Annotated in this window: 17 protein-coding genes; 4 read left to right on the top strand and 13 right to left on the bottom strand. The window is 62.4% G+C overall.

The window, feature by feature from the left end; genetic code table 11:
• Positions 1 to 10: 10 nt before the first annotated feature.
• The 9 genes from ACEW8Q_RS04635 to ACEW8Q_RS04595 all read right to left on the bottom strand — a co-directional run bounded on the left by ACEW8Q_RS04635 (position 11) and on the right by ACEW8Q_RS04595 (position 10,813).
• On the bottom strand, positions 11 to 1,495 hold the full coding sequence (locus ACEW8Q_RS04635; protein WP_373502886.1) for a glycerol-3-phosphate dehydrogenase: 1,485 nt from the start codon (positions 1,493 to 1,495) through the stop codon (positions 11 to 13).
• Positions 1,496 to 1,507: 12 nt separating this feature from the next.
• Entirely contained in the window at positions 1,508 to 2,551 is a 1,044-nt protein-coding gene (locus ACEW8Q_RS04630) for a 2-hydroxyacid dehydrogenase (RefSeq protein ID WP_373502885.1), read from the bottom strand.
• The gene (locus tag ACEW8Q_RS04625; protein ID WP_373502884.1) at positions 2,541 to 4,097 is read right to left on the bottom strand and encodes an FGGY family carbohydrate kinase; all 1,557 of its coding nucleotides are present in this window, start codon (positions 4,095 to 4,097) and stop codon (positions 2,541 to 2,543) included. Before ACEW8Q_RS04625 ends, ACEW8Q_RS04630 begins: the two co-directional genes overlap by 11 nt.
• On the bottom strand, positions 4,094 to 5,212 hold the full coding sequence (locus ACEW8Q_RS04620; protein ID WP_373502883.1) for an ABC transporter ATP-binding protein: 1,119 nt from the start codon (positions 5,210 to 5,212) through the stop codon (positions 4,094 to 4,096). Before ACEW8Q_RS04620 ends, ACEW8Q_RS04625 begins: the two co-directional genes overlap by 4 nt.
• Positions 5,205 to 6,284, bottom strand: a complete 1,080-nt coding sequence (locus tag ACEW8Q_RS04615; protein WP_373502882.1) for an ABC transporter ATP-binding protein — start codon at positions 6,282 to 6,284, stop codon at positions 5,205 to 5,207. The genes ACEW8Q_RS04620 and ACEW8Q_RS04615 overlap by 8 nt, the downstream gene beginning before the upstream one ends.
• On the bottom strand, positions 6,281 to 7,138 hold the full coding sequence (locus tag ACEW8Q_RS04610; RefSeq protein WP_373502881.1) for a carbohydrate ABC transporter permease: 858 nt from the start codon (positions 7,136 to 7,138) through the stop codon (positions 6,281 to 6,283). Before ACEW8Q_RS04610 ends, ACEW8Q_RS04615 begins: the two co-directional genes overlap by 4 nt.
• A 162-nt stretch (positions 7,139 to 7,300) precedes the next feature.
• Positions 7,301 to 8,227: a carbohydrate ABC transporter permease gene (locus tag ACEW8Q_RS04605; RefSeq protein ID WP_373502880.1), complete on the bottom strand. Its 927-nt coding sequence runs from the start codon at positions 8,225 to 8,227 to the stop codon at positions 7,301 to 7,303.
• 95 nt (positions 8,228 to 8,322) lie between these two features.
• Positions 8,323 to 9,762: an extracellular solute-binding protein gene (locus ACEW8Q_RS04600; RefSeq protein ID WP_373502879.1), complete on the bottom strand. Its 1,440-nt coding sequence runs from the start codon at positions 9,760 to 9,762 to the stop codon at positions 8,323 to 8,325.
• Positions 9,763 to 9,802: 40 nt separating this feature from the next.
• On the bottom strand, positions 9,803 to 10,813 hold the full coding sequence (locus ACEW8Q_RS04595; RefSeq protein ID WP_373502878.1) for a sugar-binding transcriptional regulator: 1,011 nt from the start codon (positions 10,811 to 10,813) through the stop codon (positions 9,803 to 9,805).
• A 114-nt stretch (positions 10,814 to 10,927) separates the two neighbouring features.
• On the opposite strand from ACEW8Q_RS04595, the gene ACEW8Q_RS04590 reads away from it, so the two are divergent.
• The 3 genes from ACEW8Q_RS04590 to ACEW8Q_RS04580 are packed head-to-tail and all read left to right on the top strand — an operon-like array spanning position 10,928 to position 13,058.
• Positions 10,928 to 11,848 (top strand): sugar phosphate isomerase/epimerase family protein, encoded by a 921-nt coding sequence (locus ACEW8Q_RS04590; RefSeq protein ID WP_373502877.1) that lies wholly within the window; start codon positions 10,928 to 10,930, stop codon positions 11,846 to 11,848.
• Positions 11,848 to 12,624: a triose-phosphate isomerase gene (locus ACEW8Q_RS04585; RefSeq protein ID WP_373502876.1), complete on the top strand. Its 777-nt coding sequence runs from the start codon at positions 11,848 to 11,850 to the stop codon at positions 12,622 to 12,624. The genes ACEW8Q_RS04590 and ACEW8Q_RS04585 overlap by 1 nt, the downstream gene beginning before the upstream one ends.
• Entirely contained in the window at positions 12,621 to 13,058 is a 438-nt protein-coding gene (locus tag ACEW8Q_RS04580) for an RpiB/LacA/LacB family sugar-phosphate isomerase (protein WP_373502875.1), read from the top strand. Before ACEW8Q_RS04585 ends, ACEW8Q_RS04580 begins: the two co-directional genes overlap by 4 nt.
• On the opposite strand, the gene ACEW8Q_RS04575 is transcribed toward ACEW8Q_RS04580, so the two are convergent.
• Both ACEW8Q_RS04575 and ACEW8Q_RS04570 read right to left on the bottom strand, forming a co-directional pair.
• Positions 13,055 to 14,059 carry a dihydroxyacetone kinase subunit DhaK gene (locus ACEW8Q_RS04575; protein ID WP_373502874.1) on the bottom strand — a complete coding sequence of 335 codons (1,005 nt, stop codon included), beginning with the start codon at positions 14,057 to 14,059 and terminating at the stop codon, positions 13,055 to 13,057. The genes ACEW8Q_RS04580 and ACEW8Q_RS04575 overlap by 4 nt on opposite strands.
• On the bottom strand, positions 14,056 to 15,210 hold the full coding sequence (locus ACEW8Q_RS04570) for a 2OG-Fe(II) oxygenase family protein (RefSeq protein ID WP_373502873.1): 1,155 nt from the start codon (positions 15,208 to 15,210) through the stop codon (positions 14,056 to 14,058). Before ACEW8Q_RS04570 ends, ACEW8Q_RS04575 begins: the two co-directional genes overlap by 4 nt.
• 224 nt (positions 15,211 to 15,434) lie before the next feature.
• Between ACEW8Q_RS04570 and ACEW8Q_RS04565 the strand changes: the two genes are divergently transcribed.
• Positions 15,435 to 16,289: a MaoC family dehydratase N-terminal domain-containing protein gene (locus tag ACEW8Q_RS04565; RefSeq protein ID WP_373502872.1), complete on the top strand. Its 855-nt coding sequence runs from the start codon at positions 15,435 to 15,437 to the stop codon at positions 16,287 to 16,289.
• Here the strand turns inward: ACEW8Q_RS04565 and ACEW8Q_RS04560 are convergent.
• On the bottom strand, positions 16,249 to 16,833 hold the full coding sequence (locus ACEW8Q_RS04560; RefSeq protein ID WP_373502871.1) for an NUDIX domain-containing protein: 585 nt from the start codon (positions 16,831 to 16,833) through the stop codon (positions 16,249 to 16,251). The two genes, ACEW8Q_RS04565 and ACEW8Q_RS04560, sit on opposite strands and share 41 nt — an antisense overlap.
• The gene (gene glgX, locus ACEW8Q_RS04555) at positions 16,830 to 20,612 is read right to left on the bottom strand and encodes a glycogen debranching protein GlgX (RefSeq protein WP_373502870.1); all 3,783 of its coding nucleotides are present in this window, start codon (positions 20,610 to 20,612) and stop codon (positions 16,830 to 16,832) included. Before glgX ends, ACEW8Q_RS04560 begins: the two co-directional genes overlap by 4 nt.
• Positions 20,613 to 20,644 lie beyond the last annotated feature (32 nt).

Raw genomic sequence — 20,644 nt, 5'->3', positions numbered from 1 at the left:
CTGATGCCCCTCAAGCGCCTATGTACCGGACGAGGCTGTCGCGTTGAGCGGGTGTAACGTGAAGGCCATGCTTGGTGCGGCGGTCGAGAATGTCCTCTGCCGTCAGTGCCCATTCCGCCTTGCGGAGATAGTCAACTTCGCAACTGTACAGCAGCCCGCCGAAATGCTGCCCGAGGCCTGCGATGTCCTCCGCCGCACCGATAACTTCCGCAACGCGCGTACCGTAGAGCCGTGCATAATGCCGGGCCAGGTCATCGGGAAGGAAGGGTTTCGCGCGGCGGAGCTCAACGAGGAAGCCATCGAAATCAGCTTCCGGCATATCGCCGCCGGGAAGCGAGGCGAGCGCCGTCCACGGCGCCTTCATGTCCGGAAAGAATGGCTTCAACTTGTCGAGCGCGTGTTCGGCGAGCTTCCGGTAGGTGGTGATCTTTCCACCGAACACCGAGAGCATCGGTGGCTCTCCCGTCACATCGAACACATAGTCGCGCGTGACGGCGGATGGGTTTTCCGCATTGTCGTCATAGAGCGGCCGCACGCCCGAGAAGCTGTGAATGATCTGGTCCTTCGTGATTGCCACCTTGAGATAGCGGTTCACGGCAGACAGCAGATAGTCGATCTCGCGGCTGTCGATCGTCACGTCCTCGGCACGGCCATCATAAGGAATGTCAGTCGTGCCGATCAGTGCCATGTCGCCTTCGTAAGGGTTGACGAAAATCACGCGCTTGTCGTGGTTCTGGAACAGGTAGGCCTGTGGCCCCTCCCAGAATTTCGGCACGATGATGTGGCTGCCCTTGACGAGCCGCACCCGCCGCGGGGAGTTTGAACCGGCAACGCCGTTGATGACATTCTCGACCCAGGGCCCGGCCGCGTTGGCGATGGCACGCGCGCGCACCTTGCTCTGCGTACCATCAGCGGCGGTGAATTCGACATCCCAGCCACCATTCACGCGGCGCGCGGACGTGGCCGCCGTCCGCGTCATCACGATGGCGCCACGCTCCTTGGCATCTAGCGCGTTCAGCGACACGAGGCGGGCATCGTCCACCCAGCAATCGGAATATTCGAAGGCGCGGCGGAACTCGGGCCGAATGGGCTTTCCTTCGGGATCGCGCGTCAGGTCGATGTTGCGGCAACCCGGCAATTTCTTGCGGCCACCGAGATGATCGTAGAGAAACAGACCCAGCCTCACGAGCCAGGCCGGCCGCTGCTCGGGCGAGTGCGGCAGCACGAAGCGCATCGGCCACACGATATGGGGTGCCGCCCTCAGCAGCACCTCACGCTCGATCAGCGCCTCGCGGACCAGGCGGAATTCGTAATACTCAAGATAGCGCAGCCCGCCGTGAATGAGCTTTCCAGAGCGCGACGATGTTCCCTGCGCCAGATCGTCCTTCTCGCAGAGGATCACCGAGAGGCCGCGGCCCACTGCATCGCGGGCGATCCCTGCGCCGTTGATGCCGCCCCCGATGACGACCAGATCGACCGGCTTCAACTCCTGCATGTCAAGCGTCCGTCAGCACCTGTTGAGCGCGGGCTCTCCCGCAAGGTAGCGGCGCACTTCCTCGGCGGCGAGGCCCGCCGCATAACTCACCGTCTTCACCGATGCGCCCGCGATATGCGGCGTCAGCGTCACGTTCGGAAGCTTGAGAAAACGCGAATCGGCTGGCACCGGCTCAACGTCGAAGGTCTCGAGCATGGCGCCGCGCAGATGGTTCGAGACAAGCGATTCATAAAGATCGTCATAGTTGACAAGCGGCCCGCGCGCGGTGTTCACGAGATAGGCGCCCTTCTTCATCAGCGCCAGCGTATCCTTGTTGATCATCTTCGTCGTCTCCGGCGTCACGCGCGGATGCATGGACACGACGTCGGATTCACTGAGCACGCGATCCAGCGAACACTGGATGACGCCATCGTTGTGATCCTCGGCGGTGAGCTGCACATAGGGATCGCTGACGAGGATGCGGCAACCGAAAACCTTGAGGAACTTCACGACGCGGCAGCCCACCTCGCCATAGCCTATAAGGCCGACCGTCATCTCGGAGAGTTCCTGGCCGGCAATGTCGGCGCGGTAGAGGTCGCCACGATAAACCCCACTCCGCAATGCGTCGTGCCCGCGCGTGATGTTGCGCGTTTCCGCGAGGATCGCACCGATGGTGAACTCGGCGACGGCACTTGCATTGCGTCCCGGCGTGTTGACGACCGTGATGCCGCGCGCGCGCGCTGCCTTCATGTCGATGTTTACCGGCCCGCCGCGCGACACGGCCACGAACTTCAGGCCCGGCAGCCGGTCCATGATCGAGGCTGAGAGCGGGGCCAGTTGCGTCACCAGGATTTCGGCATCCCCCGTGAGGTCCACCACCTGGTCGGCCGTTCCCATGTATTCCTTGAGGCCGTCCATGCCTTCGACCGCATAGCCGTGTTCCATCGGCTCGTCGGGCCACGGCAGGTCGTGCTTGCGGATATCGAGTTCGAACAGGCGGCAGCGATCAAGTAAGGCCTCCTCGAACATCGAGGAGAGCATGAAGAGATCGCCGATGACGGAGATCTTACGAGGCATGGTTGGCCACCATGGCGCGCCAGAGGGGTCGCATTTTTTCTCGGGTTTCCTTGTAAATGGCAAAGCCTCCGTCATAGAGGCCGGTGAGCGTTTCGTCGGGAGTGGTCACCGGCCCGAGCAGCGGGTTCACCCATTGCGCGGCACAGGCATCCATGTCGGGATAGATCTTCTGCTGCACGGCCGCGATCATGGCGGCACCTGCGGCGCCCGCCTCCTCGCGCTGAACCACGCGCACGCGGGCCTTCAGGACGCTGGCGAGCATCACGCGCAAAGCCTGCGATCGCGCGGCCCCGCCAGTGATTCGCACTTCGGTCGGAACATCGCCCATCGCGGAGTAGCAATCGCGCGAGGCATAGCACAGGCCCTCGAACACGCCGCGCATGAGGTCGGCAAAGCCCATGCCGAGTTCGAGGCCCGAGAACATGGCACGCGCGGCTGGCTCCATCACCGGCCCGCGCTCGCCTGCCTTCGAGATATAGGGATGATAGATCGCGCGGGCGGCCGGTGCTGCCATCACCCGCTCGTCAAGGCCCTTGAGCAGATCGCCACGGCTGCGCTCGACGCCTTGCGATGTCAGGACATCGCGGCCCAGATCCAGCAGCCAGTCGATATTGAGGGTCGAGGCCATGTTGGACTGGATTTGCGCGTACATGCCGGGCACCGGAAAGGCCATCGTGTAGCCCGACAGTTCGGAATTGAGTTTCACATGCTTGGCCGTCGGCGCGATCTTCATGTGCATCCCGGTGGAGCCGACGATGGTGCAGCCGGTCTTGCCTTCAGGGTCGTAGAGCCCGCCGCCAAGGCCGGTGCAGAGAACGTCGACATAGCCGAGCGTGATCGGCGTTCCGGCCTTCAGTCCCGTGAGTGCTGCGGCCTCTGGCGTCAGGCGGCCCGCCACTTGCGTGCCTTCCACCATCTCCGGCAACAGGCGCTTTGCGTCAGCCGCTCCCAGAATGTCGAGGATCGCCGGCGCATAGGTTCGCGTCGTGTATTGGCCGAAGGTGAAATTTGCTTCCGAGGGGTCGGTGCGCCGGTCACCTGTCAACTTGAAGTAAAGCCAGTCCTTGCAATGGAAGCCGGTCGTTGCCCGCGCCAGAACATCGGGGCGGTGCCGCGTCATCCACGCCAGTTGAATGCTCATCTGGCAAGCATTGACGCCAGTGCCCGTGCGGGCATAGTGGGCCGGATATTCGACGTGGCGGGTGAAGTCCTCGGCAATTGCAGAGGCACGCGCATCGAGCCACAGCCAGGCGGGCGCCACCGGTTCTCCCGTCTTGTCGATAAGCCACATGCCATCGCCCTGTCCGGTGACGGAGATGGCGATCAGGCGATTGGCAAGATCGGGGATCTTTTCCGAAAGCTGCTTCAGGGTCGCTGCGGCATCGGCCCAGGTGCGGGCCATGTCCTGCTCGGCTCCGCCGTCGGGAAATGTCTGATAGCGGTTGGGGATCGCAGCCGATGCGATCTGCTCACCAGCCGTCGTGAAGGCCACCGACTTGATGACGGACGTTCCGGCATCAATGCCGATCAGCACGCCATCCTTCATGCGAGGCTCCCGCCATGCGCCATGGCCTGTCCTGTGTCGGGGTCGAACAGATGCAGGTCCGCCGCCGCAACGTCGAGCGAAATGTCGCTGCCCGGTTTCCGCGATACACGCTCGTGCGACACCGACACCACGATCCGTCCCGCGACGTCGACGGCCACATGCGTCTGGTCGCCCAGCCATTGCACCGCCATCACCTTGCCCTTCACCGGTCCTTCGCCGACATGAAGCGCGTGCGGCCTGACGCCAATCGAGATGCGCGGCTTTCTCGCCAGCACCTCGCGCAGCCCCGGTGACAGCATCGTAGCGGGATAGGACAATGTCGTGCCGCCATCGATCACGAAGCTGACCGCTTGATCGCCCGTTGAGACCGCCGCGTTGAACACATTCATCGGCGGCTCGCCGATGAAGGTTCCGGTGAACAGGTTGGCCGGACGGGCCTTCAACTCGGCGGGCGTTGCATATTGCTGAAGGCTGCCGCCCTCCATCACCGCGATCCTGTCGGCCAACGCGTTGGCTTCCGTCTGGTCGTGGGTGACGAGAATCGTCGTGCACTTGTGTTCGCGGAGATAATGCTTGATGCGGCCGCGCAGCACGGCGCGGAGCTGCGGTTCGAGTTGTCCCATCGGTTCGTCGAGCAGATAGAGCCCCGCATTGCGGACGAGCGCGCGGCCCAAGCTGGCGCGCTGCTGCTGACCGCCCGAAACGGAGGAGGGATACTTGGCCAGGATATCGCTGATCTCCAGCATCTCCGCCATTGCCTTCACGCGCTGCTGCTGCTCGGCAGGCGACAGCTTCGATGACTTCAGCGCGAAGGACATGTTCTCGCCGATCGTCAGTGGCGGATAGAGCGAATAGGCCTCGAAGGCCATGGCCACGCCGCGCGCTGCGGGGGCCAACGTGTGGATCATTTTCCCATCGAGCGAAATCGTGCCGTTCGACACATCCTCGAAGCCTGCGATCATGCGGAGCGTCGAGGTCTTGCCGCAGCCCGAGGAACCCAGCAGCGCCACGATCTCGCCAGGCATCACCGTGAGATCGAGTGACCTCACCGCATGAACGCCACCCTTGCGTGACCGGTAGATCTTGTCGACCTTGCTGAGAACGAGTTCACCCATGGAGCAGCACTCCCGTCTGGCGGTCGAAGAGATGGGTTCCGGCCTCACCGAAGCGCGCATGCAGCCTGGTGCCAGGCTCCGGTATGCCGGATGCTGACGAGGGCAGCGACGCGAGGAACTCCCAGCCATTGTCCGATTGCAGCAGCAGTACGGTACGCTCGTTGAGGGGCGTCACCGCTACAACCGTCGCTGCAAGTCCCGAAGTTGCGGAAATATCGACGGCCTCCGGCCTCACGCCGAATGTCACCGCACGGCCAGCGAAGCTCTTGTAAGTGGGAGCGACGGCAAGCTTCACGCCGCCCAGCGTCACATGCACATGGGCGCCATCGCTCTCGACGGTTGTCTCTGCCGTGTTGATCGACGGATCGCCGAAGAGCCGCGCCACGCCCAGTGTCGCGGGACGAAGATAGATATCCTCGGGCGTTGCCGTCTGCACGAAGCGCCCTCCCGCCAGCACCGCGATCCGGTCGGCCAGCGCCATCGCTTCCTTGTAGTCCTGCGTGACGTAGAGCACGGCTGCACCGCTCTGGCGCAGCAGGCGCGGCAGTTCGAGGCGCATCTCGAAGCGCAGCTTGGCGTCGACGTTGCGCAAGGGATCATCGAGAAGAAGAATGTTGGGCTCGGCGGCCAGAGCGCGGGCGAGTGCCGTGCGCTGCTTTTGCCCGTTGGACAATTCGCGCGGGGCGTGGCCCAGCACATGGTCGATCTTGAGAAGCTTCGCAACCTTCGCCACGCCCGACTTCACCACGTCTTCGCCCGCACCCGCCGCACGGAGCGGCGTTGCGATATTCTCGGAGGCCGACATGTGCGGGAACAGCGCGAAGTTCTGGAACGCCATGCCGATGCCGCGATGTTCGGGCGCAATGTCCGAGACGTCATGTCCTTCGATTTCGATTGTTCCTGCGGTCGGTTCTTCCACGCCCGCGATGAGGCGCAGCAAAATAGTCTTGCCCGTGCCGGACCCGCCAAAGATCACGACGATCTCACCGGCATCGGCATCGAGGTTGAGCCCGTCGAAGACCTTGAATGAGCCGTAAGCCTTCGACAGGGACTTGATGGAAAGCTGCGTCATCCCTTTACCGCACCCATGGAGAGACCTTCGACGAGATAGCGTTGGGCATAAAGCGCAAGAGCCAGGGTCGGCGTGATCGAAATGATGATGGCCGCCGCGATCTGGCCGTATTGGATGCCGGACGCGGTGACGAAGGCAAGCGCGCCCACCGTGACGGGCTGCTTGTCGGCGGACGCGAGGATCAGCGCGAAGACGAAGTTGTTCCATGCGAAGATGAAGGCGAGCAGGCCCGCCGCCGCGATGCCCGGCTTGGCCAGTGGAATGGCGATGTTGCGGAACGTCTTGATCCAGCTGTTGCCGGCGATGCGGTAGGCGTATTCGATGTCCGGGCTGATGTCCTCGAAATAGCCGCGCACGATCCACAGGATGAGCGGCAGGCAGATGAGCTGATAAACCCAGATAAGGCCGATGTAGGTGTTGGTGAGGCCCAGCGTCTTGAAATAGAGGCTCAACGGCAGCAGCACGAGAAGAGCCGGAGCGAAGCGGAACGACAGCAGCGTGAAGGCGATGTCCTCGCCCAGCCGGAACTTGAAGCGCGCGAAGGCATAGGCCGCGGGCACGCCGAGCACCAGCGAGAGTGCGACCGAGCAGGTTGACAGCAGCACCGAGTTCCACATGTTCTGCATGAAGTTCAGTTGCAGGCTGCCCGCCGCCGTCCGCAACTCACCCGTGATCAGCGCGGTATAGTTCTCGAGGATCGGCGTGAAGGTGAGCGCCGGGGGAATGCGCAGGATCGTCTCGTTTGTCTGGAACGACATGAGGAAAATCCAGAAGATCGGGAACAGGAAGAACACCAGCACCAGCGTGATGAGCGCGCCGCGCAGGAGCTTTTCGAATTTGGATGTATGGTCCATCTCAGTTCTGTCCTTCCGTTGCGAGGAAAGAAGCCCTCATCCCCCTGTCGGGACCTTCTCCCATGGCTGCGCCACGGGCGAAGGCGGAAACCATGCATGCCTTCTCCCGTCTGAAGGATGGGAGAAGGTGGCAGAAGGCCGGATGAAGGCTCTTCACTCGCATCACGCACCACCATGCGCGCGTTCGCGCAGTTTGAGCCATTGCTTGATGAAGACGTTGGAGAGAGCATAGGTGATCGCCCACAGGATGATCATCAGCGCCGCCGAGCGCCCGACGTTGGTGGCCTGGAAGAAGTCGAGATAGGCCTGCACCTGGAACACCAGCAGCTTGTCGCCGGGGCCGCCTTGCGTCATCGCGTAGATGATGTCGAATTGCTGGATCGAGTCGAGCAGGCGGAACAGCGTCGCCGTGATGATGTAGGGCATCAGCATTGGCAGCGTGATGCGGAAGAAAACGAAGCTGCGCGGCACCCCGTCGAGTGCGGCCGCTTCAAACGGCGCCTTGGGCAATGAGCGCAGGCCTGCCAGCAGCAGGATCATGATGAATGGCGTGTAGACCCAGATGTCCACCAGCAGAACGGTAAAGAGCGCGGTCGAGGGATCGGACGCCCACTTGAAATCGGTGATGCCGATCAGCGTCAGCATGTAGCTGAGGACACCGAAGTCGGGATGCGTCATCAGTTTCCACATCAGGGCAGCCAAGGCGGGCGCCGTCATCAGCGGAAGCAGGAGCAGGATGGAGGCCATGTTGTTGAAGCGTCCCGGCCGCTGCAGCAGAAGCGCGATGCCCAGCCCCAGGAGAAGCTCGAGGCCAACCGTGAGAGCCGCATAGGTGAGGGAGATGTAGACGGTGTTCCAGAACTTCGGATCGCCGAAGAAGTTGATGTAGTTGTCGAACCAGATGAAGCCCTTCATCTGCGGCAGGTTCATGCGGTAGCGCAGCAGCGAATAGTAAACCGCCGTGAAGAACGGGATCAGGATGCCGATGCACATCAGCAGCGCAGGCAGGCTCAACAGATAGGGCAGGGCCCGGCGCATGAAGCGGCTCTGCTTCACCGGTGGTCGCTTGTTGATCGAAGCGGCTGTCATGAGCCCTGGAACCTATCTCAATTGATGCGTTGGGAAAAGAAAGCGCGCAGGGCATCCGCAGGGAGTCGGAGCACCTGCGCGCAGTCTTTCAGGCTTTAGCCCAGACCGGCTTCAGCCAGCTTGGCGTCGATTTCGACAGCCATCTTGTCCAGACCTTCATCGATCGGGATTTCCTTGGCGACCATCTTCTGCAGGTTCTCGGACCACAGCGTGGTGAGGTCGAAGAACAGAGGCTGGGCGGTGAAGTAGATCTTCGCACCCGGAGCCGAGACGTCATGCTGGTTGAGGTAGCCCGGATACTTCGCATCGATACGGCCGCGGAATTCCTCGTCCTTCCAGACCGAGGCGCGAACCGGGTTGACGAAGTCCATCTTGCGGGCGCCGAAGAGCGCGTGCTCGACGGAGGTTGCCCACTGCAGGAAGTACCAGGTGGCGTCTTTCTGAACGCCGGCATTGTTCATGGCCAGCGACCAGATCCACACGTTCGGCGTCGGAGCCGAGGCTGCGGGGTTGGCGGCAAACGGCGCATAGCCAAGGTTGCCGGCTTCCTTGTTGTCGCCGCCGTTCATGAAGTAGCCGAGGATGTCGGCGTCGTAGATCATGGCGGAAGCGCCAGCGCCCAGGTCCGTGCCGACCTGATACCAGGTGTAGGTCGACCAGTTCTTCGGGCCCGAATCCTGGATCATCTTCACCCAGTCGCTGTGGAAGGCCTTGGAGCCCGCCGTGTTCATGGCGGCCTTCAGCTTGCCATCCGTGACGTTGAAGTCCTTCTCGCCGAAGTTGGCATAGCCCGACAGGAAGCCCGGATGGATCGAGGCCCACGAACGCGAACCGCGCACGCCGATGCCATAGGGTCCACCCAAGTCCTTGGTGAGCTTGGCCGAGATCTCGACCATCTCGCCCATGTTCTTCGGGGGCTGCACGCCGACCTTGTCGAACATCTTCTTGTTGTACGAGATGTTGTTCATCTCGTAGCCCCACGGCAGGCACCACTGCTTGGCATCTGCAGAGCCGAGCTCGCCGCCCGGAACGCCGTTCCACGAGGTGGATGCGCGCAGGCCCGGCAGCATGTCTTCCCAATTGTAGTTGGGGTTCGTCTTGGCCGGGTCCTTGATGTACTCGTTGAGATCGGTGATCCAGCCGGCCGGACCATAGGTCCATGTCATGTAGGCGCCGGTCATGAAGGCATCATATTCGGTGGAGCCTGAAGACAGCGCCGCCGTCACCTTGTCGAAGTAGACGTCCTCGGGGAAGATGTCCCACGAGATGTCCATGCCGGTCATCGTCTTGAAGGTCTCGATGTTGGCGATCATGGCATCGGCATAGGGATGCTTGTTGAGCAGAAGCTTCAACTTCGAACCCTTGTACTTCATCCAGTCGAAGTCGGCAGCCATGGCGCGGGTCTGCGCCTGGGTCATCAGGAAGCCGGCAGCAGAGGCGCCGAGGCCCGCCTTTCCGGTCGCCTGCAGAAGTTCGCGGCGGCTCATCTTCTTCGCCACGAAGGCATCGAAGAGGCCCTTTTCCTTGTCGTACATGTTCCCATTCCTCCGTTATTGTTGAGTAGGCACGTTAGACTTAGCCCGGTGCGGTTTTTCCGTTCTTCTTGCCGGGCTCACGTCCCGGTTTGGCGGAGACGAGGCGTTTGGCGGTCGCCTCGTCGGTAATCAGGCCAAAAAGAAGTCCGTGCTCGAGAATGGCGCGGATGGCCCGAGTTTTCGATGTGCCGCCAGCAAGGGCGACGATCTTGTGAGTCTTCAGATCCGGGAAGCGAGGTGCCAGCGCCCGGTCGGAAACCGAGTTCGGCAGATGCACGCCGCCTTCGCTGAAGAAATGCCCGAGGATTTCAGCGCAGGCTCCGGTCTTCATCACTTCGTCGACATCTTCCTGGTCGACCATGCCCGCCGTAGCGATGAAGCTCTTGGCGTCGACTTCGCCGATCCCGGCGATGTAAAGCTCGGCCTGCTTTGCCATGGCGAGAACGTCGGACACGCCATACTGCGCTTCCAGAACCTGACGGTCCTTAGCGGTGTTGGCAAAGAACGGCACCGGCATCACATAGGCTTCGGCACTGGTACGCTCGGCCAGGCGGTGGATCACGTCGAAGGGGCTTGCCGCGAATCGCCGCGTGAGGCCGCCCAGAAGCGAAACGAACTTCGTGTCATGCGCCGGAACGCTGGGCATCAGGTCGACGGCCGCAGCCAGCGTGCGGCCATGGCCGATCCCAATCATCCGGTGACGTCCGCCCTCGATCAGGTTGCGGATATAGCGCGCGCCAGCCATGCCGAGCGTCCTCAGCGGCAGCGCGCCCTCGTCGATGTTGGGCACGACTTCACAAAGATGAATTCCGTAGAGAGCCTTCAGCCGCTCTTCGAGCGCGATGCAGCCCGAGATGGGGCCCTCGACAAAGACGCGGATCAGCCCCTCGCTGCGGGCGCGTGCGATCAGCCGGTGCGCCTTGGTGCTCTGGACTCCCAGAAGTTCGGCGACTTCGCCCTGCGTCTTTCCGCCAGCGAAATGCAGCCAGGCGGCGCGCGCGGCGAGCGCGGCCTCCTCGTCCACTTGCGGTGATGGCTGGTGCAGCGTCAACGCCCGGATCCCATTTCATGTTTGAAAATTTTTTCTTGAGGTGCAATATTTTTCAGATAAGCTTCGAGGTCAACAGAATTCGTCATTGCACTGCAACAACCGCAGGCTCCGCTCATGGGATTTACGCTTTCCGTCAACACCAATCCTTTCGTGAACCGCTTCGCGGAACCGGAGGACCTGATCGCCACCCTCGCGGGAGAGTGCGGTATCGGACACATCCAGCTGGTGCACGAGTTCATCAATCCATCGTGGCAGGCGACGACGGTGAAGCGGTTGACCGGCCGCATGGCCAAGGCCTGCGATAGAGAACGCGCGAAGATCACGTCCATCATGACGGGTCCCTACGGTCGCCTCAATCATTTCGCCCATCCTGACCAGGACGTGCGGCGATACTATGTCTCCTGGTTCAAGGGCATGGCCGACATCGCATCCGATCTCGGAGCGCCCTCGATCGGCACGCAGTTCGGCATCTTCACCTATCGCGACTACGATGATGCCGCTCGCCGGGAGGCGCTGATGAACGTCGCGCTCGACTGCTGGCGCGACGTTGCCGAACACGCCAAGTCGCGCGGCCTCACCTGGCTGTTCTGGGAGCCGATGTCGGTCGGCCGTGAACTCGGCCACACATTGAAGGACACGCAGGCGCTGCAGGACTGGATCGACGTGTCGGGCCTCCCCATTCCGCTGAAGCCGATGGTCGATATCGACCATGGCGATGTGACCTCGCTCAACCCCGCAGACGTCGATCCCTTTGCATGGGCGAAGGACTTCGCAACCCAGTCGCCGATCATCCACATCAAGCAATCGACCATGAACAAGGGGGGCCACTGGCCCTTCACCGCGCAATACAACGAGAACGGCCGCATCACGCCGGAGAAGCTGATCGCCGCCGTAGAGGCGGGTGGTGGCACCGATAACGAGCTCTGCCTCGAGCTCGCCTTCCGTGAGCGCGAGCCAACGGACCGCAGCGTGGTGGCGGCGATCAGGGAGTCGGTCGCCTATTGGTCGCCCTATACGAAAACAGGATTCAATTGATGGCCCGCAAGATTCCGTGGATCGGCACAAGCTGGAAGATGAACAAGACACGGGCCGAAGCTCGCGCCTTTGCTACCATCCTTGAGGCATCCCCCTTCGCCAGCACACCCAATGCTCAACCGTTCGTCATTCCGCCGTTCCCCTACATCACGGAAGTCGCCGAAATTCTCAGCGGCACGAAGGTGAAGGTCGGCGCGCAGAACATGCATTGGGCCGACCACGGCGCGTGGACGGGAGAAGTCTCGCCCGTGATGATCAGGGACTGCGGCGCAACCCTCGTCGAACTCGGCCACAGCGAGCGCCGCACGCATTTCGGCGAAACCGACGAGACGGTTGCGAAGAAGACCGCTGCCGCCGTGAAGCACGGCTTGATTGCCCTGGTCTGCATCGGCGATACGCGGAGCGAGTATGATGCAGGCGCCACGGCGGACGTGCTGGCAAGGCAGACGCGCTATGCCCTTCGCGATGTGGGCAAGGCCGCGAAAGGCCAGGTCATCATCGCCTATGAACCCGTCTGGTCGATCGGCGAAGGCGGCGTTCCCGCCGATCCGGATTTCGCCAATGACCAGCACCGGAAGCTGAAGGCACTCACCGCCGAACTCACAGGCGCACCGCTGCCCATCCTCTATGGCGGCAGCGTCAATCCGCGGAACTGTTGCGAGTTGGCGGCCAAACCGGATATTGACGGCCTCTTCATCGGAAGGTCCGCCTGGGATCCCTCCGGTTATATCGGAATCATCGAGGCGGTCACCGCCCATCTGGGAGAACAATCATGAAAATCGCAATCGCCGGCGACAGCGCCGGAAAGCCCCTCGTTGACGCGATCGAGGCCCACCTCAAGACCAAGGGCGAGCACGCCGTCACCAACATGAGCGAAGGCGGTTTCTATGCCGATCTCTCGGCGGGCGTTGCCAAGGCGGTCAAGTCCGGCACCTACGACCGTGCCATCCTCTGCTGTGGCACCGGCATCGGTGTCTGTATCTCGGCCAACAAGGTGCCGGGCATCCGCGCGGCCCTGACACATGACACCTATTCGGCGGGCAAGGCCGCAACCTCCAACAATGCCCAGATCATCACGATGGGTGCCCGCGTCATCGGCCCCGAACTCGCCAAGGCCATCGTCGATTCATGGCTTGCCTCCGCGTTCGATCCCAAGGGCGCGTCAGCCTCGAATGTCGAGGCGATCAACAAGCTGGACGGAACCTGCTAAAGGCTTGTGAAGCCGAAGGAGGCGCTTGGCAGGTCGAGATAATGCTTGAGTTCTGAATCGAGCTTCATCAGCGAAATCGAGAAGCCCGCCATCTCCTGGGACGTGAGCCACGAGCCGACGAAGCTGCGGTGAACCTTGATACCCTCGCTGGCGAGAACCTGCCGCACCCTGCGGTTCACGATCAGCAATTCGAACATTGTGGTGGCGCCGAGATTGTTGATCAGCAGTGCCACTTCATCGCCTTGTGAAAATGGCAGGTCCGCGAGGATTGGCGCCATCATCTGGTCGGTGATCTCGTCGGCAGGGGCCATCTTCTGGCGCTTCACGCCTTTCTCGCCATGCGCGCCCATGCCGATCTCGATCTCGTCGTCACCGAGTTCGAAGGTGAGCTGGCCTGATTCAGGAAGCGACCCGGGTGCCACCGCAACGCCCATGGAGCAGGTGTTGGCTTCGGCCTTCCGCGTCACGCGTTCCACCTCGTTCAGGTCGTCGAGCTCCGCTGCGGCACCGCCCGCAATCTTGATGACAAACACGTCGCCCGCGATTCCGCGACGGTCATCGACTTGCGCGCGCGAGGCCACGGCCACGTCATCGCGAACGCGAATGGTGCGGGTATCGATTCCCTCCTCGGCCAGCATCTCGGCCGCCATGTCGAAGTTCATGGTGTCGCCGGAATAGTTGCCATAGACGAACACCACGCCCTTCCCGCGATGGATGGCGCGCGCCGCCTCGCAGATCGTCTGGGGTGAAGGCGATGTGAACACCTCGCCGCAGGCTGCGCCATCCGCGAGGTTCTTGCCGATGAAGCCGCCGAAGATCGGTTCATGTCCGCTGCCGCCGCCAACAAGTAGTGCTACCTTGGTTTGCGGCATATCGGTCCTGTAAAGCGCGCCATGACCTTCGACCTGCGCCACGCGCCCGTCATAGGCGAGGATGAGCCCCTCCATCATCTCCGCCGTGGCGCGGCGGGGATCGTTCAGGATCTTCTTCGGCTTTTTCATTTCATGTCCCGTGCTTCCGCCTCGGCGGACTTGTAGGCGCCCACGCCCTCGCCGAGGTAGGCATTGTTCTGCTCGCGAATCTTCGCGGCTTCATCGTCATAGAGGAAAGGAAGGAAGGCATAGCGCCGTCCGCGTGTCACTTTCGATACCGCATGAAGCAATGAGCATGAAAACACGACCGCACCGCCCGGAGGCGCCTTGAAGCTCCTGGGCCCATATTCCGGGAAGCTCACTTCACCGCCATCGAATTCATCGTTGAGGTTCACCGATACGGCAAAGCGCCGGTGGGCGGTGCCCTTGGTGGTGTTGTCGCGGTGGGCGCGGAAATGCGCTTCGTCCTCTGCCGCGTAGCACGACACGATATAGCGCTCCATGCGCGTCACCTTGAACTGGTGCGTCTTCAGGATCTGCGGCACCACACGGCGCGTGAAACGTCCCTGAAGTTCCTTGATGAGTGTCTCGTCTTCGATGTCGAAATCCTTGCGCCGCTTATGGGCGTGGTCATGGACAGCGACAGTCTTGCCGTTGATCTCGCGCATGAAGCCCGATTCGGTTCCGCCATGAGCCTCGTAAAGTCCGATCAGCCGCTGGCAAAGTTCCGGCTCGAAAACCTGTGGCAGCACAAGGATCGGCGCCTGCAACTCGAAACCCGCGAAGCTCCGGGGAGGAGGAAGGTTGTCGATGTAAGAGAGTACCGCGGGGATGTCGCTCTGGTCCTGCGTGAAGGGAATGACATTCATCACCCGCAGCGTCGGGTCGAGCACCACCCAGAGCCGGCGTGCCGCGACATTGGCCTTTCCAGGCTGGATATCGCGCGGCAGCGCGCCGTAGCGCGAACCGATCGTGCCGTCGAAATCCCAGAACACGCGGTGCCCTGGCAGAAACTCACTCAGCCTGTGTTGCGCCTCGTCGGCCGGGTCTGACGACACCATGAAGAACGACGCGTTCACATCGTCGAAGAACCTTGGCCTGCTCCTGGCAGCGGCGACCGCCGCCTTGGCATGGGCGTCGCTTCCGCTGGCCAGGAAACACAATACAAGATAGCGTCCTGCCGCGGTGTCGAAGACGAAACGGGGATTGCTGGTGGAGCGTTGCGCGAACCACGGAGCGGTATCACCAGGCAATAGATTGACATAGCTGTTCCCGGACATGGTCTTCCGCTTCCTCCCTTGTTCGCCGTCACTATAACAAAGATCTTGGCCCGCAAAACCTCCGGGCATAATCCTCGGTAAAGCGGAACCTAAACGCAAGGGGGAGTTCATGAACCGCCATTTCGCAAGAACGCAGTCCGAAACCGATCCGGCGCCCTGCGGGTTCGAAAGTGGCAGCATCCGGCACGGCTCTGGTACCCTCTCCACGGTTGCGGGACATGCCCGTGGCCTCCTTGGTCAACACTGACATGGAAGCGGACTTCAACAGTTTCATTGGCCGCAGCGTGACGCGTGAAGACATCGCAACGCCGCGCCTTCTGGCCGAGTATCGCGCGACCATGTCGCCTCATCTGTTTGAATCGCACGAGGCCGGTGCATGTCCGCCCGGATTTCACTGGGGCATCGCGCCCGCAACGCCGGAGACACATGACACAGGCCCGGATGGCGCGGAACGCAAGGGCCTGTTTCTGCCACCCATACCTCTGCCGCGCCGCATGTGGGCAGGCGGATCGATCGAGACCTTCGGGCCAATTCGCGTCGGCCAAACGATCCGGAAGACATCGCAGGTTGCCAGCGTGAAGGAACGCCACGGTAGCACCGGCAATCTGTTCATCGTTTCGATCTCGCATGAATTTTCCGGCACGGAGGGCCTGCTGCTGCGAGAGCGGCAGGATCTCGTCTTCCGCGAGGCATCTGCAAGCCTCCCTCCGGCATCGGATGTTCCACAGTCTGCCTCAGGCGTGGACTGGACTGTCGAGGCATCGCCTCTCTTGCTGTTCCGCTTCTCTGCCTTCACCTTCAACGGACACCGCATCCATTACGATACGGCCTATGCGGCGAAAGAGGGCTATCCGGGCCTGCTGGTTCACGGGCCCCTGCAGGCGGCTCTCATGTTGAATCTTGTGTCCCTGAAGCGCGGCGCCGTGCCGCGCCGCTTCGACTATCGCTGCCTCGCCCCGCTGTTTGGCGGGGGCACATTCGGCGTGGCCTGCGAGGACCATACATCCTCAACAGTGAAGATCATCCGCGGCGATGGTGTCACAACGGCGGAAGGCCAAGTTCACGTTCCAGAAACATGACGAGCATCACCGTCTTGGCATCGATGAGGCTTCCGTCCTTCAACATCTGGCGAAGGCTGTCGAAGGCCATCTCCAGCACTTCGATGTCCTCGCCCTCATGTGCATGGCCGCCGCCCGCGCTCACCCGCGCCTCGTGGTCGTAGTCGGCGAGAAAAAGGGTGAGCCGCTCGGTCACGGCACCGGGCGTCATGAAGGTGCTCGCCATCTGCCGGAGGTTCGACAGGCGGAAGCCCAGTTCTTCTTCCGCTTCCCGCTTGGCGCAGACTGCCGGGTCGTCACCGTCGAGCAGGCCGGCACAGGCCTCGATCAAAAAACCGTCCTCGCCATGAAGGAATGCCGGAAGCCTGAACTGCCTCACCAGCAGCACAGTGCCGCGCCTTGCGTCGTAGGGCAACACAGTGGCGCCGTGGCCATGGTCATGCACCTCGCGCAGCAGCGTCTCGGTCTGGCCGTCCTGCCGCGTATAGTTGATGGTGTAGCGATCGAGCCTTGCCCACCGGTGCGATAGCGGCTCTACCTTCTCGATCTTCACGCGGGCACTCATGCGGGCCGTTCCTCTTTCACACGCGCGATGATCGACTGCGCCAGCCGTGAGTCCGCCAATTGGTCCACGTTCACCGACACGCGGCGCCGCCAGTTCGGCCATTCGCGGTCGGTGCCCGGCACATTCAACGGGTCTCTCTCGCCCGCAAGGTCGTCAGCCTGTATCAGCATGATCTTCGAGGGCGTTGAGGCGACCATGCCATGGACAGCCGCACTCGCCTTGTTCCCGTCCTCGTCCGTCACATGCGCGGCAGCTTCCAGAAGTTGAACCTCGTCCTGCCGTCCAGCCTTGAGAGCCGCTGCCTGCGCCGGGTCGATCTGCTTCAGCATCAGGGAAATGTCGATGTCGCGGCCCGCCCGCCAGCCGAAGAACGTGGGCAGGTCATGAGAGGCGAGGCAGGTAAGGGCTTTCGCCGGATAGTCCTGAGGCTTCCTGAAGCCCGCTCCCTCGCGCTCGAACCACAACACGCGATAGGACAATATGTCGGCAGCCGAGAGCGCATCGCGGAGTCCATCCGGCACTGTGCCGAGGTCTTCTCCGACGACGAGGCAGCGATTGCGCCGGCTTTCGAGGGCCGTGACCGCAATGAGACCGTCGAGCGGAAAGCGGACATAGGCGCCATTGCGGCCTTCAGCACCCTTTGGCACCCAGAACTGCCGGGCAAAACCCAGCACATGGTCGATGCGGAGCGCCGCCGCATGCCGCATGTTGGCTGAAAGAATACGCCGCATCGGTTCGAGATTGTCGCGGGCCAGCGCGAGGGGCGAAAACGGCGGCAGGTTCCACACCTGGCCTGCGCGCGAGAACGGATCGGGCGGCGCGCCGATCGAAACGCCGCCTGCAAAGAGATCGGGCTCGGACGAAATCTCCCCGCCATCGAAGGCGCAGCCAAGTGCCAGATCGCAATAGAGGTTTCCGTGGCGCGCAGCCTCGCCCAATTGCATGTCGGCGATCCATTGCAGGAAGGCCCGGTAGGCTAAGCGCGATGGTGTCACACTCTCTCTTGCCCGCCGCGCTTCGAATACTCCATGATCAATCAGCCTGCCGCCGCCGCTCTTCACAAAGCTGTCGAATGCTGCATCGCCGCCGAACTCCGTGAAGGCAGATTCGAGCAGCTTCTGTTTTGCCGTCCACACGGCTGCATAGTCGACATGTGCCAACGCCTCGAGTGACTCGAAGGCCGCGCGCAGTTGTTCTGCGAGCCGCGCTGTCTTCGGCATCGGAAACCGTGCGAACAATTGGCCGATGTCGATATAGATCGGATCGACAAAATTCCGGTCGGACGGTTGATAGGGGCTCGCCCTGCTGCGGTCGGTGGGAAACAGATGATGCAGCGGGTTGATTCCGGCATATCGCCCGCCAGTTCCGGCGGTGAGCGAGGCGAACCGCTTCAGTGTCTCGAAGTCGCCGATGCCGCTGCCGCCATGGTGGCGCAGTGCATAAAGATGCGACGCAAGCCCAAAGACCCGGCCTCCGTTCCGCAATTCCTCCGGCAGGTAGCATTGCCCGGGGCTGACAATGAGTTTCCTCCGCTCGTCTTCGTGTCCATCGGACCATGCGTCATAGGCGCCTGGCGGCAGATGGAGTTCCGCCGGCGACGCTGGCGATACCTCCAGCAACCGTGTTTCGCCATTACCGGTGATGAAGAACCGCCGCCGATACGCCGACGGCTTAGCCAGTGTGACCGGATAACTCGTATCACCGATAATCGGCCCCGGTTGCTTTAATGTTTCGAAGAAGTGCCGCAGGTCTTCTCCGGTGCCATGTGGAAGCTGCAATGCTTTCAACAGAGCCCTCAGTGTATCGGGGCCGACACTGTGATACGTGCCGTCGACTTCCCACCATTCGCGTTCGATGCCAGCCGCCCCAGCAAGTTCTCGCAATTGGACGTCGGTAACGCCAGCTCCACTGATCTTTTCTTCACGAAATACTGTGATCGACGCGGCAGGAACCTCTTCTCCCGTGGCGGTTGAGAAGATGCGGGACCACCGATACCCATCACGGTGCGGCAGTCGGGCCTTCTCCATGCCCGGGCCACGGTTGAACAGGATCGCCAGCCGCTTCCGGCCCTCTCCCAGCACAAGGCCCAGAACTGCAGCTTGCGGATCGTGCCAGTCCATGGCCAGTCCATCGGCCCCGATCCATTCGGCATCGGGCAGCGACCCTTGCCGTGGCGCGCCGTCGAGGAATCTGTCGGCCAGGAATGGCCCGAGCGAGCGCCGCAGCTTCACCAGGTCCGACGTATAATCCAGCAATCCGGTGTCTGCCGCGCTCCAGTCGAGCCAGGTGATGGCATTTTCCTGTGCATAGGCGTTGTTGTTGCCCTTCTGCGTGCGGCCAAACTCGTCACCCGCGGTCAGCATCGGCGTGCCGCGTGAGAGGAAAAGCGTTGCCAGCAGGGCGCGGGCATCGCCGCCGGGCCATGTCGGCTCATGCGAATTGCCGTCGCGATTTTGCTCGCCATTGGCGAAATTGTCTTTCGCCGCAAAGGTAACGGAATCGCGCAGCGTGAAGCCATCATGCGCCGCCACGAAGTTGATGCTGGCCGATGGCCTGCGATGCGGCGCGAAAATATCGGACGAGCCCGCAATCCTCGTCGCGAAGGCGCCCGAGGCATGCGCATCGCCGTTCCAGAAGCGCCGCACATCGTCGCGATAGCGGTCGTTCCATTCCTGCCAGCGCGCCGGGAACTGGCCCAGCCGGTAACCGCCCGGCCCGATGTCCCACGGTTCGGCGATCATGATGAGGCGGCTCAACAGAGGGTCCTGCTCGATTGCTGCCAGCAACGGCGCGTTCGCGTCGAATCCCGTGGCCCGGCGCCCCATGACGGGTGCGAGGTCGAAGCGGAACCCGTCGATGCCGGTGCGCGTCACCCAGCTTCGCATGGCATCCATGGCGAGCTGCACCACGGGCGCCTCATCGAGCGCCAGCGTGTTGCCGCAGCCCGTATCGTTCACCAGCCTGCCATCGGCGTGGCGGTAGTAGAGCGCATTGTCGAGACCACGGAGCGACAGCGTTGCGCCGTGCTCATCGCTTTCGCCAGTGTGATTGAAGACGACATCGAGAATGACACGCAGACCAGCCTCGTGAAGCGCCTCCACCGTTTGCCGGATTTCCGCGAGCCCGCCCGGTGCTAGCCTGGGGTCGGGTACCAGGAAGCCAACAGGATTGTATCCCCAGGCATTGGAAAGCTTCAGCGGCGCCAGGTGCCTCTCGTCGACCCAGGCCGCCACCGGCATGAGTTCCACGGTATCCACGCCCAGCCGCTTCAGGTGATCGAGAACGGCAGGTTCGGCTAGCGCAGCCACCGTGCCGCGTTTCTCGGTCGGCACGCCCGGATGGAGCTTTGTAAACGCACGCACAGGCACTTCGTAGATGAAGTCCGGCCGCTTCGGCGGAAGCGGCTCGGCGTCAGCCGCAATCGCCCGCACGATGGCCTTCGGTACCAGTGCCGCGGTGTCCACCCCGCGTGTGGTGAGTTCAGCCTGATGATGAAACGCGCCATCGATTTCCAGTGCGTAGGGGTCGAGCAGCAGCTTCGATACATCGAAGCGGTGACCGGCCTCGGGCTGCCAGGGCCCCTCCGCGCGGAACCCATAGCGTGTGCCTTCGCGGATGCCATGAATGGCACCGTAGTGCACATCGCCCAGCCGCTCGGGCAGCGCGAGGCGTGCCACTTCCACGTCGTCCTCGAACACGCAGAAAAAGATCCGTGTGGCATGCCGCGACACGACAGCAACATTCACGCCCTCCGGCGTGAGGGTGACGCCGAGCGGCAATGGCGATGCGCCGGACGATGAGACAGTCGCGA

The organism is Aestuariivirga sp., from assembly GCF_041738905.1.
Lineage (GTDB): Bacteria > Pseudomonadota > Alphaproteobacteria > Rhizobiales > Aestuariivirgaceae > Aestuariivirga.
Note: the sequence above shows the minus strand (reverse complement) of the source record. Positions and strands in the feature narration are given on the sequence as shown.

Bases quoted from the DNA above. Each gene is read 5' to 3' on its own strand.
- ACEW8Q_RS04620 (WP_373502883.1), bottom strand. From the start codon at position 5,212: ATGGGTGAACTCGTTCTCAGCAAGGTCGACAAGATCTACCGGTCACGC.
- ACEW8Q_RS04580 (WP_373502875.1), top strand. From the start codon at position 12,621: ATGAAAATCGCAATCGCCGGCGACAGCGCCGGAAAGCCCCTCGTTGAC.
- ACEW8Q_RS04625 (WP_373502884.1), bottom strand. From the start codon at position 4,097: ATGAAGGATGGCGTGCTGATCGGCATTGATGCCGGAACGTCCGTCATC.
- ACEW8Q_RS04615 (WP_373502882.1), bottom strand. From the start codon at position 6,284: ATGACGCAGCTTTCCATCAAGTCCCTGTCGAAGGCTTACGGCTCATTC.
- ACEW8Q_RS04605 (WP_373502880.1), bottom strand. From the start codon at position 8,227: ATGACAGCCGCTTCGATCAACAAGCGACCACCGGTGAAGCAGAGCCGC.
- ACEW8Q_RS04610 (WP_373502881.1), bottom strand. From the start codon at position 7,138: ATGGACCATACATCCAAATTCGAAAAGCTCCTGCGCGGCGCGCTCATC.
- ACEW8Q_RS04560 (WP_373502871.1), bottom strand. From the start codon at position 16,833: ATGAGTGCCCGCGTGAAGATCGAGAAGGTAGAGCCGCTATCGCACCGG.
- ACEW8Q_RS04590 (WP_373502877.1), top strand. From the start codon at position 10,928: ATGGGATTTACGCTTTCCGTCAACACCAATCCTTTCGTGAACCGCTTC.
- ACEW8Q_RS04570 (WP_373502873.1), bottom strand. From the start codon at position 15,210: ATGTCCGGGAACAGCTATGTCAATCTATTGCCTGGTGATACCGCTCCG.
- ACEW8Q_RS04600 (WP_373502879.1), bottom strand. From the start codon at position 9,762: ATGTACGACAAGGAAAAGGGCCTCTTCGATGCCTTCGTGGCGAAGAAG.
- ACEW8Q_RS04635 (WP_373502886.1), bottom strand. From the start codon at position 1,495: ATGCAGGAGTTGAAGCCGGTCGATCTGGTCGTCATCGGGGGCGGCATC.
- ACEW8Q_RS04630 (WP_373502885.1), bottom strand. From the start codon at position 2,551: ATGCCTCGTAAGATCTCCGTCATCGGCGATCTCTTCATGCTCTCCTCG.
- ACEW8Q_RS04575 (WP_373502874.1), bottom strand. From the start codon at position 14,059: ATGAAAAAGCCGAAGAAGATCCTGAACGATCCCCGCCGCGCCACGGCG.
- ACEW8Q_RS04585 (WP_373502876.1), top strand. From the start codon at position 11,848: ATGGCCCGCAAGATTCCGTGGATCGGCACAAGCTGGAAGATGAACAAG.